Here is a 16,713-nt window from a genome sequence, read left to right on the forward strand (position 1 = left end):
GACCGGCCGGGGGCACCCCCGGCCGGTCGGCACCCCTGACGATCCCCGCCCGCCGCAGGGCCCGTCCGCCACCGGGCCGGCCCGTCGTACCACCAAGGGGGAGGACCCATGGGAATGTTCACGCTGGAGCGCGACCATCGTGAGGGGCACGAGGCGCGGGACGTCCTCGCGCGCACCCGCACCCTGGTCGACCCGGTACTGCGGGCCGCCGTGGACTCGCTGCCCGGCACCATGCGCCGGGTGGCCGGCTACCACTTCGGCTGGTGGGAGGCGGACGGCTCGCCGTCGGCCGCACCCTCCGGGAAGGCCATCCGGCCCGCCCTGGTGCTCGCCGCCACCCAGGCCCTCGGCGGGGACCCGGCCAAGGCCACCGCCGCCGCGGCCGCCGTCGAGCTGGTGCACAACTTCACGCTGCTGCACGACGACATCATCGACCGGGACGAGACCAGGCGGCACCGCCCCACCGCCTGGCTGGTGTTCGGCACCACCGAGGCGATCCTGGCCGGCGACGCGATGCACTCGCTGGCCCTGCGCCTGCTGGCGGAGGACGGCCACGCGGTGGCGGGCGACGCCGTCCGCCGGCTGGCCGACTGCGTGGTGGAGCTGTGCGAGGGCCAGCAGATCGACTGCGCCTTCGAGCAGCGCAGCGACGTCTCGCTGACCGAGTGCCTGGCGATGGCCGAGGCCAAGACCGGCGCCCTGCTCGGCGCCGCCTGCGCGATGGGCGCCCGCTACGGGGGCGGCTCCGCGGAGGCCGCGCAGGCGCTGGACGGCTTCGGCCGGGAGATCGGTCTGGCCTTCCAGCTGATCGACGACCTGATCGGCATCTGGGGGGACCCGGAGGTCACCGGCAAGCCGGTCGGCGCGGACCTCCTGGTCCGCAAGAAGTCGCTGCCGGTGGTCGCCGCGCTCCGCTCCGGGACGCCCGACGGGGACCGGCTGGCGGAGCTGTACGCGCTGGAACGACAGCTGACCGCCGAGGAGTTGGCGAGCTGCGCGGCCGCCGTCGAGGGTGCGGGCGGGCGGGCCTGGGCCCAGGGCGAGTCCTGCGAGCGGATGGCGGCGGCGATGTCCCAGCTGGCGCTCGCGGTGCCCGAGCCCTCGGCGGCCGACGAACTGCTCGCGCTCGCCGAGCTGGTCACCCGCCGGACGCACTGAGGCCGGGCGCCGCCGCCGGGGGAGCGGGCGCCCCGCTCTCCCCGGGGCTGTGACGCACTGGCTCGTGACGCACCGGCTCGTGGCGCGCCGGCCCGGGACGCGGGCCGGAGCCGTGGCGCCGAGGTCCGGGCCCGCCGCCGTCAGGCCGACGCCTCCAGCAGCCGCCGTTCCTTCGCCGGCTCGATGCCGTGCGTGATCCGGCCGCGCTTGCGCCCGTCCGGCTCGGTGTCCTCGGCCGGTCCCCGCCGGCGCAGCCAGGCCCAGGTGTCCCGGGCGGTCTCGACGAAGGGCCGGCAGCGCAGTCCGGCCGCCTCCGCCCGCCCGGTGTCGACCCGCCAGGTCCCCGCCGACTCGGCTCCCTCGGGCAGCCAGAGCGGCAGTTCGCTCCACGGCTGGACGCTGTCCGGTCCCTCCTTCAGCAACCGCTCGTCCGGGACCCAGACCAGCTCGACGTCCGGGCCGCCGGCCACCGCCGCGCACCCCGCCAGGAACTCCCCGTAGGTGAGCAGGTCGGGCGGCGCCGTGGTGAGGAAGCTCCCGGTGGTGCCCGCCGTCAGCAGGTCCAGCCCGAAGGCCGCGAAGTCCCGGACGTCGATCAGCTGCATCGGCCGGCCCGGCTCGCCAGGCGCCAGGACCCGGCCGCCCCGGGCCATCCGCTCCAGCCACCAGGGCAGCCGGCCGCCCTGCTCGTACGGGCCGATCAGCAGGCCGCTGTTGAGGACCAGCGAGCGCCCGGCACCGAAGTACTCCAGCACGGCGCGCTCGCACCCGGCCTTGAGCGCGGCGCCGAACTCCTGCCCGGGCGGGGTGTCGGCGGGGCAGGGGTGCAGCGGCGAGGTCTCGTCGACGGCCCGGGCCGGCCAGTCGGCGAAGGCGTGGACGGAGGAGATCAGCGTGTAGTGGCCGGCGCGGTCGCGCAGCAGCCGGGCCGTGGCGGCGGCCTGGGCGGGCTGCTGGGCCGAGGTGTCGACCACGGCGTCCCAGTGCCGGCCCTCGACCAGCCGCGCCAGGTCCTCGGCCGAGTCGCGGTCGCCGCGGACGGCCTCGACGCCGGGCAGGTCGGCGGCCGTGCGGCCGCGGTTGAAGGTGGTGACCCGGTGGCCCCGGTCCAGGGCCTCGGAGGCGAACGCCCGACCCAGGAAGGAGGAGCCGCCGAGCAGAAGGATCTTCATACCGGCAAGACTGTCCCGGTCGATCGCTCCGCATACCCCCGTTCGCCCTGGGCGGAGGCCCGCCCTCCGGACACCCCGCCCTCCCGCCTGTCGCCCCGGACCCGGCGCCGCGTCCGGCCCCTCCGCCGCGTCCGGCCCCTCCGCCCCGTCCGGCCCCTCCGCCCCGTCCGGCCCCTCCGCCCCGTCCGGCCCCTCCGCACCCGCCCACCCCGGCCGCCCCGGCCGCCCGCCACCGGGATGCCGCCCCCCGGAGACCCGCATAGCATCCGCTTTGTACCCGTATCCACGCCATGCCCGATGCAGGGGAGAGCGGCACCATGGTCAACCCGGCACTCGTGGACCCGGACACCGTCCGCGCGACCGCCGCCCGGGCCTGGATCCGCGGTTGGCCGATGCTGCAGAACTACCGCACCCTCTTCACCCAGGTGCTGGACGACGCGGACCCCCGCCATGTCGGCGGCTTCGGCGTCTTCCGGCACTACCCGCACCCGTTCACCCCGGCCGACACGGATGTCGTCACCCCCAACAACGACACCCCGTACTCCTGGGCCTGGCTCGACCTGCGGACCGAGCCGTGGGTGCTCTCGGTGCCCGCGACGGACCGCTACTACGTCCTGCCGGTGCACGAGCTGGACACCGTCTACGCCGGGTTCGTGGGCTCCCGGAGCACCGGACCGGAGGCCGGCGACCACCTGGTGGCCGGCCCGGACTGGCACGGCGAGCCGCCGCCCGGCATCAGCAGCGTGATCCGCGCCGCGACCCGGCTGGTCGGCATCGTCGGCCGCACCCGGTCCGACGGCGCCGCGCCCGACGCCGTCCGCGAGCTCGAGGCGATCCAGCGGGCCTACCGGCTGCGCCCGCTGCACGAGTACACCGGCGCCCCGGAGCCCGAGCCGGCCCCGCAACCGGTCTGGCCGGTCTGGCGCGAAGAGGCGCTGGACACCGTCGAGTTCTTCTCCTACCTCGACTTCCTGCTCGGCTTCTTCCCGGTGCTGCCCGCCGAGGCCGAACTGCGCGGCCGGCTGACCGACCTCGGCGTCGACGGCCGGGGCGAGTTCGAACCGGCCGTCCTGCCCCTCGCGGTCCGCGCCGAGATCGAACGCGGCATCGCCGACGGCAAGGCCGAACTCGCCCGCGCCGCCGCCCGCACCGAGTCCTCGGTCGGGCTCTTCGGCACCCGCGACCGGATCGGCACCCGGTACCTGGACCAGGCCGTCGGCGCGCTCACCGGCCTGTACGGGCTGCCCGTCGAGGAGGCCTGGTACGGCGCCTGGCAGGCGGACAGCGAGGGGGAACGGCCGCCCGACGCGAGCCGGCACGGCCATCTGCTGCGGTTCCCGCCGGACGGGCTGCCGCCGGCCCGCTACTTCTGGTCCGTCACCGTGTACTCGCTGCCCGGCCGCCGACTGGTCGACAACGCCCTGGACCGCTACGCGATCGGCGACCGGACCCCCGGCCTGGTCCGCGACCCGGACGGCGGTCTGACCCTGTACCTGTGCCACGAACGGCCCGCCGACCCGGACCGGGCCGCCAACTGGCTGCCCGCGCCCGACGGCCCGTTCACCGCGGTGCTGCGCGTCTACGGCCCGGACGAGGCGGTGCTCGACGGCCGCTGGACACCGCCCCCGCTCGACCCGTGCTGACCCGAGGGCCGCCGCAGGGCCCGGGAAGGACGCCCCCATGACCCAGCCCGAGCTGGAGGCGATGGCCGCCGACGCCTATGTCTACGGCTATCCGCTGGTGGCCGGCCTCACCATGCTCGACCGCTTCGTCAACGGCGGTACGGGCGTCCTGCCGCCCGCCCCGTTCAACCGCTTCGCCCACGCCGCCCGCCCCGCGGGCCCCGAGGACGACCTCGGCCGCGCCAACGTCGACGTCCTCTACTCGGTCGCCCCGCTCGACCTCTCCGAGGGGCCGCAGCTGCTGCGGGTGCCCGAGGCCGGACCGGCCTATTACGTGCTGCAGTTCGTCGACGCGTGGACCGCCAACTTCGCCTACCTCGGCAGCCGCGCCACCGGCACCGCCGCCCAGACCTGGCTGGTCGTCCCGCCCGGGTGGCACGGCACCCCGACCGACCCCGACCGGGTGATCGTCGCACCGACGACCGTCGCCGTCCTTGTCGGCCGGTTCGCCTGCGAAGGCCCGGACGACCTGCCCCGGGTGCGGGCGCTCCAGGCCGGGCTGGTGCTCGAACCGATGGAGCCGGGCGGAATCGCCGCCGGACTGCCGGCCCCGGACCCGGAGGTGCCCGAGCGGCTGGCCTTCTTCGAACGGCTCCGGGTCTGGGCGGCCGCCTTCCCCCCGGCCGGGCCCGACCGGGACTACCAGCAGCGGTTCGCGCCGCTCGGCCTGCTCGACCCCGGGCCGTCGCCGTACCGCGCGGCCGTCCCGGAGTGGACGCTCGCGCTGGCGACCGGCCTCGCCGCCGGACGCGAACGGGTCGAGGACGCCACCCGCCCGCCCGAGGACCACCCGGCCGGCGAATGGCGGGCGGCGCTCCACCTGGTCGACCACAACGTCGACTTCCTCGGCCCGGGCACCCTGGACGGCCCCGAGTGGCGGATCGTGGACCGCCGCGCCGCCTACCTGAGCCGGGCCGCCGCCGCCCGGGCCGGTCTCTGGGGCAGCCACGCCTACGAGGCGCTGTCGGCGGCCACCAGCGAGGACGCCGACGGCCGCCCGCTGGACGGCGCCCACGAGTACTCCCTCCGCTTCCCGCCGGGCGGCCTGCCGCCGGTGGCGGCCTTCTGGTCCCTCACCGTGTACGGCCTGCCCGGCCACCGACTGGTGCCCGACCCGGGCGGCCGGTACGCGATCGGTGACCGGACCCCCGGCCTGGTCCGCGACCCGGACGGCGGTCTGACCCTGTACCTGTGCCGCGAACGGCCCGCCGACCCGGACCGGGCCGCCAACCGGCTGCCCGTGCCCGACGGCCCGTTCACCGCGGTGCTGCGGCTCTACCGGCCGGGCCCGGCGGCCCTGGACGGGTCGTACCGCCTCCCGCCGCTGCGCCGGCGGTAGGCGGGCGCCGGACGTCCCGCCCCGGGCGGCTCAGCGGGGCTCAGTGGCTCACACGGCTCAGTCCGGCTCGGTGGCTCAGCACGGCTCAGTGCGGCGCGGGGCCGGTGGAGGCGGCCGGTTCGGACGGAGCGGCACTGGACGGGGCCGGGGACGGGGTCGCCGATCCGGTCGGGCTCGGTGCGGAGGTCGGGGGCGGCGTGGTCGGTACGGGCGTCGCGGTGGGGGTCGCGCCCCCGGTCGCGCCGCCGGTCGGGGTCGTCGTCGGGGCCGGGGCGGTCGTCGGCGGAGCGGTGGGTGCCGGGGTGCCGGACGGGGCGGGGCTCGGCGCGGCGGTCGGTTCGCCGGTGCCCGGCTCGGACGGGGCCGGGGTGGACCCGCCGCGGTGCTGCGGTCCGCCCTCCAGGGTGACCACGGCCTGCGAGGGCGGCAGCGCGATCCGGGCGGTCCAGCGGGTCGCCGGGGCGAGGTCCTCGTCGACGCTGACGATCACCGTGATCCGCTGCCCGGGCGCGAGCGTCCCGGAGTCGCGGCTGAGCCGCAGCCAGGACGCGTCCACCACGGCGTGCCAGCGGATCTCGGTGCCGCCGGAGTTGGTGAGGGTGAGTACCGTCCGGCTGCCGTAGTCGCCGGCCTCGACGGTCAGCAGACCGGAGGGTGCGGACGCCCCGTTCGGGGAACCGTCCGGGCCGGACGGCACGACCGCCGCCCCGCCGACGGGGGCCGGTGCCGCGACCAGGGTGGGGCTGGCGAGCGGGGTCGCACCGTGGGCCGGGACCGGAATCAGCGGGCCCTGGATCCCGGGCAGCAACGTTTCTGCACCGAGGGGCCCCGCCCCGGCGAGCTCCATCCCGGCCACCGCCGGTCCGGCGCCCCGGGCCGGTGCCCCGCCGATCCCGCCGCCGCCGGTCCCCCTGTCCGCGCCGATCACGGCGCCGAGCACCGTGCCGTCCACCGGGACGGCCGGAGCGTCCGGGCCCCGGTCCGCCGTACCGTCCGCAGCGCCCCCGGGGCGCCTCCCGCCCGCCGGCCGCCCGTCCTCCTCGACGCGGACCGAGGAGACCGCGGCGGCCGCCCCCGGCCCGCCGCCGCTCCGGTGCCCGGCCCACAGCGCGACCACGGGCGCGGCCAGGACGGCGGCCAGCACCCCGGTGGTCACCACCCGGCGCCGCACCGTGGGCCCGCGTCCGGTGTCCGGCGCGCGGTGGCGGGGGAACCCGCCCTGGTCGAAGCGGAGCCCCGGCTCGGTCACCGGGACGGGCGTGCCCGCCCGCCGCCCGATCGGCTCCCGGGTGGCCGGCGGCAGGAACGCCAGGGTGCCCGCCGGGGAGCCGGACCCGCCCGCCGGGGAGCCGGCCCCGCCGGACCCGCCGGCCGCGGCACCCGGGCCCCCCGGACCGGACCCCGCCCCGGCCGGCGCGGTGAGCACCGGCAGTCCGGACGGGGCCGGGCCCTGCGGCACCTCGCCCGCGACCCGCTCCGCCGTCCCCCGGCAGGTCGGGCAGTCCACCACGTGCCGCACCAGCTCGCGGCGGAGCGCCGGGCCGAGCACCCAGTCCCGCCAGCTCTCCGCCCCGGCGCCGCCGAGCCGGTCCAGTTCGGGGCAGCTGCCCACGCCCAGCACCAGCAGGGCGGCCCTGGTCCGGTCGACCTCGGCCCGCGCGGAGGCCAGCAGTACCCGGACGGTGTCGAAGGGCTGCCCCAGGACGGCGGCCACCTCGATCGGGCTGAGCCGGTGGCGGACGGCCAGTTCCAGCGCCTCGCGCTGCTCGGGATCGGTGCCGGCCGCCTCGGGCCAGGCCAGTGAGGCCAGCTCGCGCCGCCGCCGGACCGCCTCGGGCCCGCCCTCGCCGTCCCCGCCCGCCCGGTCCCCGGCCGTCCCCGCCGCCCAGCTCCCGCGCGCACGCCCCGCCGCACCCACAGCGCCCACCGCACCCGCGGGGCCCGCCGTACCGGTCTCCGGACCGCCCTGCGGGCCGTCCGCCAGCCGCCGCAGGCAGCAGTACCGGGCCAGCGAGTAGAGCCAGGCCCGGAGCAGCCCGGGCTCGGCCAGCCGGGCGCCGTGCCGCACCGCCAGCTCGCGCACCTCCCGCAGGGCGGCCGCCGCGGCCTCGTGCTCGCACAGCACCGAGAGGCAGTAGGTGAAGAGGCCGTCGACCTGTCGCTCGTACGCCGCGAGGACGGCGTCGCGCGGCCCTTCGGTACTCGTCGTCACCCGTCCGACGGTAGAGACGGCGGCGGCCCGGCCCGGGCCATTCCGCCCGGTTGTACTTCTTTCGGGTAACAACATCGCTCATTCGTGGACCGGCTCCGGCTCCCGCCCTCGCGCCCGTGCCCGTGCCGTCCCCGGCCCGGCCGCCCCCCGCGTTGTCGTACCCGGGCGCTACGGTGACCGCATGGCTGCCCGTACCAAGACCACCGCCAAGCCGCGCCCGGCCTACCGCTGCACCGAGTGCGGCAACCAGCTGCCCAAGTGGGTCGGCCGCTGCCCGGAGTGCAACGCCTGGGGCACGGTCGAGGAGTACGGCGCGGTGCCGATCCGGACGACGGCCGCCGGGCCGGTCAGCTCGCCCGCCCGCCCGATCGGCCAGGTGGACGGTCAGGTGGCGACGGCCCGCTCCACCGGCGTGCCCGAGCTGGACCGGGTGCTCGGCGGCGGCCTGGTCCCGGGCGCCGTGGTGCTGCTGGCCGGCGAGCCCGGCGTCGGCAAGTCCACCCTGCTGCTCGACGTCGCCGCCAAGGCCGCCAGTGACCGGCACCGCACGCTCTACGTCACGGGTGAGGAGTCGGCCGGCCAGGTGCGGCTGCGCGCCGACCGGATCAACGCGCTCTCCGACCACCTCTACCTGGCCGCCGAGTCCGACCTCGGCGCCGTGCTCGGCCACATCGAGGCGGTCGACCCCGGCCTGCTGATCCTGGACTCGGTGCAGACCATCGCCTCCGCCGAGCTGGACGGCGCGCCCGGCGGCCCGGCCCAGGTCCGCGAGGTGGCCGGCGCGCTGATCCGGGCCTCCAAGGACCGCGGCATGGCCACCCTGCTGGTCGGCCACGTCACCAAGGACGGCCAGATCGCGGGCCCCCGCCTGCTGGAGCACCTGGTGGACGTCGTGCTGAGCTTCGAGGGCGACCGCCACGCCCGGCTGAGGATCATCCGCGGGATCAAGAACCGCTACGGCGCGACCGACGAGGTCGGCTGCTTCGAGCTGCACGACGAGGGCATCGAGGGCCTGGCCGACCCCTCCGGCCTCTTCCTGACCAGGCGTGACAAGCCGGTGCCCGGGACGTGCCTGACCGTGACCCTGGAGGGGAAGCGCCCGCTGGTCGCCGAGGTGCAGGCGCTGATGGTCGATTCGCAGATCCCCTCGCCCCGGCGGACCACCTCCGGTCTGGAGTCGCCCCGGATCGCGATGATCCTCGCCGTGGTCGAGCGGCACGGCGGGGTCAAGCTCGGCAAGCAGGACATCTACACCGCCACCGTCGGCGGCGTGAAGCTCTCCGAGCCCTCGGCGGACCTCGCGATCGCCCTCGCGGTCGCCAGCTCCTCCTCGGACACCCCGCTGCCCAGCAACCTGGTCGCGATCGGCGAGGTCGGCCTGGCCGGCGAGGTGCGGCGGGTGACGGGTGTGCAGCGGCGGCTGGCCGAGGCGCACCGGCTGGGCTTCACCCACGCGCTCGTCCCGCCGGACCCGGGCAAGGTCCCGCCGGGCATGAAGGTGGTCGAGGTGGCGGACATCGGCGAGGCGCTGCGGGCGCTCCCGGGCCGCCGTCGGGCCGCCGCGAAGCCGAAGGGTGAGGCCCCGTCGGCGCCGCCGGCCCCCCGGGCGCACCGGCCGGCGGCCTACCCGGAGGAGGTCATGGAGGGGTGGGAGCCGCTCGACTCCGACGAACTGCGCTGACCCAAGCCCTGTCGTTGCCGCACGCAGTTAGACTTTCCCCTGTCTCATTGGTGATAAGGCAGTACTAAGCGACAGAGCAACAGACCGCAGGCCGGCGCCCGCCGCACGAGGCGCCCGGTACGGGGTCGACCGGAGGAGTCACGTGGCAGCCAGCGACCGGGCGGACAAGTCCTCCCGCGAGGAGGCCCTGCTGCGGGCCTCCCTCACCGCCATCGCCCCCGGCACCGCACTGCGTGACGGTCTGGAGCGGGTGCTCCGGGCCAACACCGGCGGTCTGATCGTGCTCGGTTTCGACAAGACCGTCGAGCCGATCTGTACCGGCGGCTTCGTGCTGGACGTCGAGTTCACCGCGACCCGGTTGCGCGAGCTGTGCAAGCTCGACGGCGCCGTGGTGCTGGACAAGGACATCACCAAGATCGTCCGGGCCGGTGTCCACCTGATGCCGGACTCCACCATCCCGACCGACGAGACCGGGACCAGGCACCGCACCGCCGAGCGGGTCAACCGGCAGACCGGCTTCCCGGTGGTGGCGGTCTCGCACTCGATGCGGCTGATCGCCATGTACGTCAACGGCACCCGCCGGGTGCTGGAGGACTCCACCACCGTGCTGTCCCGCGCGAACCAGGCGCTGGCCACCCTGGAGCGCTACAAGCTGCGCCTGGACGAGGTGGCGGGCACGCTCTCCGCACTGGAGATCGAGGACCTGGTGACGGTCCGGGACGTCACCGCCGTCGCGCAGCGGCTGGAGATGGTCCGGCTGATCGCCACCGAGATCGCCGGCTACGTGCTGGAGCTCGGCATCGACGGCCGGCTGCTCTCGCTCCAGCTGGACGAGCTGATCGCGGGTGTGGAGCCGGAGCGCGAGCTGGTCGCCCGGGACTACTTCCCGGAGCGCGCCGCCAAGAAGGGCCGGACCGTCACCGAGGTCCTGGCCGACCTGGAGGCGCTGACCCACGCCGAGCTGCTCGACCTCACGACGGTGGCCAAGGCGCTCGGCTACTCGGGCACGCCGGAGTCGCTGGACTCGGCGGTCTCGCCGCGCGGCTACCGGCTGCTGGCCAAGATCCCGCGCCTGCCCAACACGGTGATAGAGCGCCTGGTGGAGCACTTCGGCGGACTGCAGAAGCTGCTGGCCGCCAGCATCGACGATCTGCAGACGGTCGAGGGCGTCGGCGAGACCCGGGCCCGCTCGGTCCGGGAGGGCCTGTCCCGCCTTGCCGAATCGTCCATCCTGGAGCGCTACGTCTGATCGGACGCCGGGCCCCGGGGCCACCCGGGGCCCGGCCCCGGACCCGCAAGGCGCGGAGCATGCGGAAGGCCCGGACCGTTCCCACGGTCCGGGCCTTGCGCGTGGTCCGAAGGACCCGCCTCAGTTCTCCAGGCGGATGGGGGAGCGGGCCGAGGCCTGGCCGCCGGAGAGGCCGGTGAGGTCGGCGACCACCAGGTAGTTGCCGGCCGGGGCGGGCGCCGGGTCGGCGGTCGCGCACTGCGGCTTGCTGCGGACCCGGTCCCAGCCGAAGGTCTCGGTCAGCCCGCCGTTGGCGGGGAGCTGGACCCAGGAGCTGTTCCGGTCGGCCGGGCAGTCGCCGGAGGACCAGATGCGCTCGCCGTTGCTGGCGGTGACGGTGATCGCGGAGGCGGTCCGGCCCAGGTCCACCCGGCAGCTGGTGGCGGAGGAGTTGTTGATGGTCAGCGCCAGCTTGGGCTTGTCCTTGGGCTGGTAGGAGTTCTGGGCGCTGGCCAGATTGAGCGTCACCTGGGAGGAGGCGCAGACCGGCAGGGCCATGATCTCGGTGGTGTTCACCGGAGGCTGGCCGCCGTTGCCGCCCGCACCGCCGGTCCCGGCCGGAGTGCCGCCGCCCGAGCCGCCCGCGCCCGTGGCGCCGCTGCCGCCCGTGCCGCCCGTGCCGCCGGCGCCGCCCGCCGCTCCGCCGCCCGCCGCTCCGCCGGTGGCGGGTGCCGGGGCAGCGCCGCCGCCGGTCGTGCCGCCGGTGCTCAGGCTGACGTCCCCGCCGCCGGAGCCGCCCACCGCGCCGCCGGAGGCACTGCCGCCGCCGCTGCCGCTGCCGGGCCGGGAGTTGTTGGCCGGTCCGCTCGGAGAGGCGCCCGGCGTGATCGCCTGGGCGGGCGTCTGGTTCTGGGACTGGGTCGGTACGGCCTGTGCGGCCTTGTCCTTCGCTCCGTCGCCACCCCCGCCCTGATCGGTCATCAGCCAGATGACGAGGGCGGCGACCGCGACGGCGGCGACGATCACGACGACGCGCCGACGCCAGTAGATCGAGGCCGGCAGCGGTCCTACGGGTTGACGGAGAGAGGGCACGCCCAAACTCTACGAGACAGTGTGTGCCCCTTGACGCACCAACACCGCACAGTCACCCCTTCCTTCACATGATCCGCCATTTGCGCCGTTCGGGCGAGGCTGAATGGGGTGTTTTGCACGCTGAAGCGGAACCCGATGATCCACTTCGGTGACCGGGTCGGGCGTGGGAGGATCGAAGGGCCATGGCTGCCAACACCGTCACCCCTGTCCTTCCCGCGCCCGCCGGCCCCGCCGCACCGCCGGGCCCCGACGCGCCCGCCGGGGCGACGCCGAAGCTCGGGCTGCCGCTGCCGGTCCTGCACGCGACCGTCCTCGACTGGTACGCGGCCAACGCCAGGGAGCTGCCCTGGCGGACGCCGGACGCCTCGCCCTGGGCCGTGATGGTCAGCGAGTTCATGCTTCAGCAGACCCCGGTGAAGCGCGTCCTGCCCGTCTGGGAGACCTGGATGGAGCGCTGGCCGACCCCGGCCGACCTGGCCGCCGAGGCGCCCGGCGAGGCCGTCCGGATGTGGGGCCGGCTGGGCTACCCGCGTCGGGCGCTGCGCCTGCACGGCGCCGCGGTGGCGATCACCGAGAAGCACGGCGGCGAGGTCCCGGACGACCACGCGACCCTGCTCTCGCTGCCCGGGGTCGGCGAGTACACCGCGGCGGCGGTGGCCTCCTTCGCCTTCGGCCAGCGGCACGTGGTGCTGGACACCAATGTCCGCCGGGTGTTCGCCCGGGCCGTGACCGGTGACGAGTACCCGGCGCAGGCCACCACGGCGGCCGAGCGGCGGACCGCGACCGCGCTGCTGCCCGCCGCCGACCGCACGGCCGCCACCTGGGCGGTCGCCGTGATGGAGCTGGGCGCGCTGGTCTGCACGGCCCGCGGTCCGGAGTGCGGGGACTGCCCGCTGTTCACCTCCTGCGCCTGGCAGCGGGCCGGCCGCCCGCCCTACGAGGGCCCGGCCCGGCGCGGCCAGACCTACGAGGGCACCGACCGCCAGGTCCGCGGCAAGCTGCTCGCGGTGCTCCGCGAGGCGCACGACGAGGTGCCGCAGGCCCGGCTCGACGAGGTCTGGCCGGATGCCGTGCAGCGCGCCCGCGCCCTGGACGGGCTGGTCGCCGACGGACTCGTCGAACCGGTCGAGCAGGGCGTCTACCGGCTCCCCCGCTAGCGGGCTCCCGGCCCCGGGAACGACACGAGGGCCCCCGCCCGCCGGTTCGGCGAGCGGGGGCCCGGTGCGTTCCGGTGGTGGACCGGGTCAGATCGCGACGGCCTCGGTGTTGCCGACCGCCGCGCCCTTGCCGGCCTCGCCGTCCTTGGTGTCGGTGGCGGGTCCGCCGGCCCCGCGCAGCGGCACCTCCCGCATGAAGACCGCGGCGGCGACCGAGATCACGGCGGCGGCCGCACCCCACAGGAAGACGGTGTGCATGCCGTTGGCGACCGCGTGGTGGTAGGCGTCCTGGACCGGCGCGGGCAGCGCCCTGAGCGCGCCCGGGCTCAGCTGGGCCGGGTCGCCGCCCTGCGCGGAACCCGCACCGGCGGCCGAACCGAGCCGCTCGTTCATGGTCTCGGTGACCCGGTTGTTGAACAGCGCGCCGAACAGCGCGACACCGAAGGAGCCGCCGATGGTGCGGAACAGGGTGGCGGTGGAGCTGGCCACGCCCATGTCCTTGAGCTCGACGCTGTTCTGCGCGACCAGCATGGTGATCTGCATCAGGAAGCCCATGCCGGCACCGAGCACCACCATCCAGCAGGCGGAGGTGAAGCCCGAGGTGTCGGTGGAGAGGGTCGACAGCAGCAGCATGCCGGCGGTCATCACGACGGTGCCGATGATCGGGTAGATCCGGTACTTGCCGGTCTTGGTCACCGCCTGGCCGACCACCAGCGAGACGACCAGCATCCCGAACATCATCGGCATCAGCAGCAGGCCGGAGTTGGTGGCCGAGGCGCCCTGCACGGTCTGCTGGTAGAGCGGCAGGAAGACGGTCGAGCCGAACATCACGAAGCCGACCACGAAGCCGATGATCGAGACCAGGGTGAAGTTCAGGTTCTTGAACAGCGACAGCGGCAGCATCGGCTCCTCGACCCGCTGCTCGACGTAGCAGAAGCCGATCAGGGAGGCCGCGGCCAGCGCGCCCAGGCCGAGGATCTGCTTCGAGCCCCAGGCGTACTCCTGGCCGCCCCAGGTGGTGATCAGGGTGAGCGAGGTGATGCCGGTGGTGAGCAGCACCGCGCCGAGGTAGTCGATCCTGGCCTTGCTGCGGACCTTCGGCAGCTTCAGGGTGACCACGACGACGGCGAGCGCGACGGCGCCGAGCGGCAGGTTGATGTAGAAGGTCCAGCGCCAGTTCAGGTGGTCGGTGATGAAGCCGCCGACCAGCGGGCCGCCGATGGTGGCGAGCGCCATCACCGCGGCGAACATGCCCTGGTACTTGCCGCGGTCGCGCGGCGGGACCAGCGCGCCCATGATCGACATCACGCCGACCATCAGACCGCCGGCGCCCAGGCCCTGGAGGGCGCGGAAGCCGATGAGCTCCGTCATGTCCTGGGAGAGGCCGGAGAGCGCCGAGCCCGCCAGGAAGATCACGATCGAGGTGAGGAAGGTGCCCTTGCGGCCGTAGAGGTCGCCGAGCTTGCCCCAGATCGGGGTGGAGGCGGCGGTGGCCAGGGTGTAGGAGGTGACCACCCACGAGAGGTGCTCGGCGCCGCCGAGCTCACCGACGATGGTCGGCATCGCGGTGCCGACGATCAGGCCGTCGAGCATGGCGAGCAGCATGGTGACCACCAGGCCGACCATGACCAGGCGGATCTCGCGGGCCGAACGGGGCTGCTCGTCCTCGGCCGGTTGCTTCTCGGGGGCCGCGGTGCCGGCCTTGGGGTGTGACATGGGTGGGACTCCCGGGCAGGGGCGGGCGACCGATGGGGCCTGCGGAAGTTCCCTTACTTGTCGCCCGGCTAGTTTGTGGACCGTGGGCACGGTAGGTTGTTCACTAGCCGGTCGTCAAGCCAGTTTTTCGGTGGACCTCCGGGGCAGGAAGAATGGGCGCACCCATGGTCGCCGGTCAGGGGCGCCAGCCGCTCATGCCGCGGCTGCCGCGGGTCGCCGGGGACCGAACCACGACGCAGTCAGAGGCAGGCGATGGGCACGACGCAGAGCCCCCGTAGCGACACCCGGGCGCGCATCGTCGCGATCGCCCTGGAGCTCTTCTCCGAGCAGGGCTACGAGCGCACCTCGCTGCGGGAGATCGCGGACCGGCTGGGCGTCACCAAGGCCGCGCTCTACTACCACTTCAAGACCAAGGAAGACATCGTCCACGGCATCGTGGCGACCACCGCCGCGCCGCTCGACGAGCTGATCGCCTGGGGCCGGGACCGGACCTGGACCCCCGAGGTGCGGGACGAGCTGATCCGCCGGTTCGCGGCCGGGATGGCCGAGCGGGCGCCGCTGCTCCGCTTCTTCCAGGAGAACCAGCCCGCGCTGCGCGACCTGCAGGCCGGTCAGGAGTTCCGGGACCGCATGATCGCCCTGGTCCGGTTGGTGCACGGTCCCGGGGCGAGCTTCGAGGACCGGCTGCGGGCGATGATGTCCCTGTTCACCATCAACTCGGCGCTCTTCCTGCTGTACCAGGACCAGCGGCCCGAGGTGGACCGCTACGTCGGGGACATCCCGGTCGCCGAGGCCACCCGCGAGGAGGCGATCGAGGCCGCCCAGCACGTGGCGCTGGAGATCTGCCGACTGATCGTCCGGCCCGCCCCGACGGCCTGACCGGCCGGCGGCGCCGGCACCCCTGGCCGCGCACGGGAGGCCGCCGGTACCGGAGGCCGCGCGCAGCGGTGCCCCCGGTGCCCGCAGGCACCGGGGGCACCGGGGATCAGAAGTCGGTGACCCCGCGCGCGGCGAGGTAGGCGATCGGGTTGATCACCGCGCCGTACTGGTTGGCCGAGCGGATCTCGAAGTGCAGGTGCGGCCCGGTCGAGTTGCCGGTGTTGCCCGAGCGGCCGATCTGCTGCCCGGCCGCGACCTTCTGGCCCGGCGACACCGCGAGCGCCGACATGTGCGCGTACTGGGCGAAGCGGCCGTCGGCCAGCCGCAGGACGACCTCCTTGCCGTAGGCGCCGTCCCACCCGGCCGACACCACGGTGGCGTTGCCGACCGCGAGCAGCGGGGTGCCCGGGGAGACCGCGAAGTCCACACCGGTGTGGTACCCGGCCGCGTACTCGGCATTGCGCACACCGTAGGGGTTGCTGGTCGGCGCTCCCGGGATCGGCGCGGACCACTGCCGGGCCGGCGCGGGGGCCGGTGCGGGGGTGGGCGCGGGCGCCGGTGCGGGCGCGGCCGGCGCGGGGGCCTCCTCCGGCGCGGCGGGCTCCGGCTCGGCGGCGGGCGGCTGCCCCTCGGCCGGGGCCTGGTCGGCGGCCGGCGCCTGGTCGGCCGACGGCGCCTGGGCCTCCGCCTGCGCGGTCAGCAGATTGGCGGCGATCGCCACCGAGTCCTGGGCGGAGGACTGCTCCGACGGCAGGTTGTACGCGCTGGGGCCGGCCACCTGGACCAGGGCCGGGGCCGGGGCCGCGCCGTGCGGCGCGGTGAACACCGAGCTGCCGGGGGTGGTCGGGGCGATGGTCTGCGCCGAGGCGCTGACCGCGGCGGTGAGCACCAGGGCGCCGGTCAGGACGGCCGCCCCGGCCGCGGCGGCGGTGGTGGAGCGGTTCCGGTCGGTCTGCCTGAGGAAGGCGTCGGCGAGCCGGCACAGGGTCGGCCCCAGCGGGGGGACAGGAGACATCGGAACCTCACGAACACGTACGGGGGCAGCACGCTGAGCCCGTTCGGGCGTGCAGAGTGGGGGACCACTCAGGTGTAACCGTCACCGAGCGGAGTCCCAAACCGTGTGACGTACTACGGCGTGTAGTCATCATTGGGCCGGAGATTCAAACCGATGGAGTAAGGATCATGCGATCGGATGCTCCGTTCATGGGGCGAAGGCCGAGCCCGTCCGCCCCGCGGTCCTACTACTCCCGCTCGTACCGCCCCCGGTGGCTGTGAGGAGCACCACCCGCCCGTGGTGTTTGGACCGTCCGGGCACAAAGAATCCGGCCCGCCCCCGCGGGTGCGGGAGCGGGCCGAATCGGCTCAGCGGTGCCTGGTCACGGACCGGGCGTCAGAGC

General features: G+C 75.4%; 12 protein-coding genes. 7 read left to right on the plus strand and 5 right to left on the minus strand.

Annotation, left to right across the window (positions count from 1 at the left end; translation table 11 throughout):
• Positions 1-108 precede the first annotated feature (108 nt).
• Positions 109-1,158 (plus strand): family 2 encapsulin nanocompartment cargo protein polyprenyl transferase, encoded by a 1,050-nt coding sequence (locus tag ACIPYS_RS28275; RefSeq protein WP_093861562.1) that lies wholly within the window; start codon positions 109-111, stop codon positions 1,156-1,158.
• Positions 1,159-1,298: 140 nt separating this feature from the next.
• Here the strand turns inward: ACIPYS_RS28275 and ACIPYS_RS28280 are convergent, their stop codons facing one another.
• A complete protein-coding gene (locus tag ACIPYS_RS28280; protein WP_400751148.1) occupies positions 1,299-2,330 on the minus strand; it encodes an NAD-dependent epimerase/dehydratase family protein in 1,032 nt (343 codons plus the stop codon).
• Between the two features lie 290 nt (positions 2,331-2,620).
• Between ACIPYS_RS28280 and ACIPYS_RS28285 the strand changes: the two genes are divergently transcribed.
• Both ACIPYS_RS28285 and ACIPYS_RS28290 read left to right on the plus strand, forming a co-directional pair.
• Entirely contained in the window at positions 2,621-3,973 is a 1,353-nt protein-coding gene (locus ACIPYS_RS28285; protein WP_400751151.1) for a DUF1254 domain-containing protein, read from the plus strand.
• Positions 3,974-4,010: 37 nt separating this feature from the next.
• A complete protein-coding gene (locus tag ACIPYS_RS28290; RefSeq protein ID WP_400751154.1) occupies positions 4,011-5,351 on the plus strand; it encodes a DUF1254 domain-containing protein in 1,341 nt (446 codons plus the stop codon).
• An 85-nt stretch (positions 5,352-5,436) separates the two neighbouring features.
• Here the strand turns inward: ACIPYS_RS28290 and ACIPYS_RS28295 are convergent, their stop codons facing one another.
• On the minus strand, positions 5,437-7,563 hold the full coding sequence (locus ACIPYS_RS28295; protein WP_400751157.1) for a sigma-70 family RNA polymerase sigma factor: 2,127 nt from the start codon (positions 7,561-7,563) through the stop codon (positions 5,437-5,439).
• A 181-nt stretch (positions 7,564-7,744) separates the two neighbouring features.
• Between ACIPYS_RS28295 and radA the strand changes: the two genes are divergently transcribed.
• Positions 7,745-9,244 carry a DNA repair protein RadA gene (radA, locus tag ACIPYS_RS28300; protein WP_093861567.1) on the plus strand — a complete coding sequence of 500 codons (1,500 nt, stop codon included), beginning with the start codon at positions 7,745-7,747 and terminating at the stop codon, positions 9,242-9,244.
• A gap of 142 nt (positions 9,245-9,386) precedes the next feature.
• A complete protein-coding gene (gene disA / locus ACIPYS_RS28305) occupies positions 9,387-10,493 on the plus strand; it encodes a DNA integrity scanning diadenylate cyclase DisA (RefSeq protein WP_051741604.1) in 1,107 nt (368 codons plus the stop codon).
• A 120-nt stretch (positions 10,494-10,613) separates the two neighbouring features.
• Here the strand turns inward: disA and ACIPYS_RS28310 are convergent, their stop codons facing one another.
• Positions 10,614-11,564 (minus strand): hypothetical protein, encoded by a 951-nt coding sequence (locus tag ACIPYS_RS28310; RefSeq protein WP_400751161.1) that lies wholly within the window; start codon positions 11,562-11,564, stop codon positions 10,614-10,616.
• Between the two features lie 182 nt (positions 11,565-11,746).
• Between ACIPYS_RS28310 and ACIPYS_RS28315 the strand changes: the two genes are divergently transcribed.
• A complete protein-coding gene (locus ACIPYS_RS28315; protein WP_400751163.1) occupies positions 11,747-12,721 on the plus strand; it encodes an A/G-specific adenine glycosylase in 975 nt (324 codons plus the stop codon).
• 87 nt (positions 12,722-12,808) lie between these two features.
• Here the strand turns inward: ACIPYS_RS28315 and ACIPYS_RS28320 are convergent, their stop codons facing one another.
• Entirely contained in the window at positions 12,809-14,437 is a 1,629-nt protein-coding gene (locus ACIPYS_RS28320; protein WP_400751166.1) for an MDR family MFS transporter, read from the minus strand.
• Positions 14,438-14,689: 252 nt separating this feature from the next.
• Here ACIPYS_RS28320 and ACIPYS_RS28325 point away from each other — a divergent pair, with 252 nt between their 5' ends.
• Positions 14,690-15,316: a TetR/AcrR family transcriptional regulator gene (locus ACIPYS_RS28325; protein WP_093861572.1), complete on the plus strand. Its 627-nt coding sequence runs from the start codon at positions 14,690-14,692 to the stop codon at positions 15,314-15,316.
• Between the two features lie 106 nt (positions 15,317-15,422).
• Here ACIPYS_RS28325 and ACIPYS_RS28330 read toward each other — a convergent pair whose 3' ends face one another.
• Positions 15,423-16,331, minus strand: a complete 909-nt coding sequence (locus ACIPYS_RS28330; protein WP_400751170.1) for a M23 family metallopeptidase — start codon at positions 16,329-16,331, stop codon at positions 15,423-15,425.
• Between the last annotated feature and the right edge of the window lie 382 nt (positions 16,332-16,713).

The sequence above is a fragment of the Kitasatospora sp. NPDC089913 genome (genome assembly GCF_044748625.1).
GTDB lineage: Bacteria > Actinomycetota > Actinomycetes > Streptomycetales > Streptomycetaceae > Kitasatospora.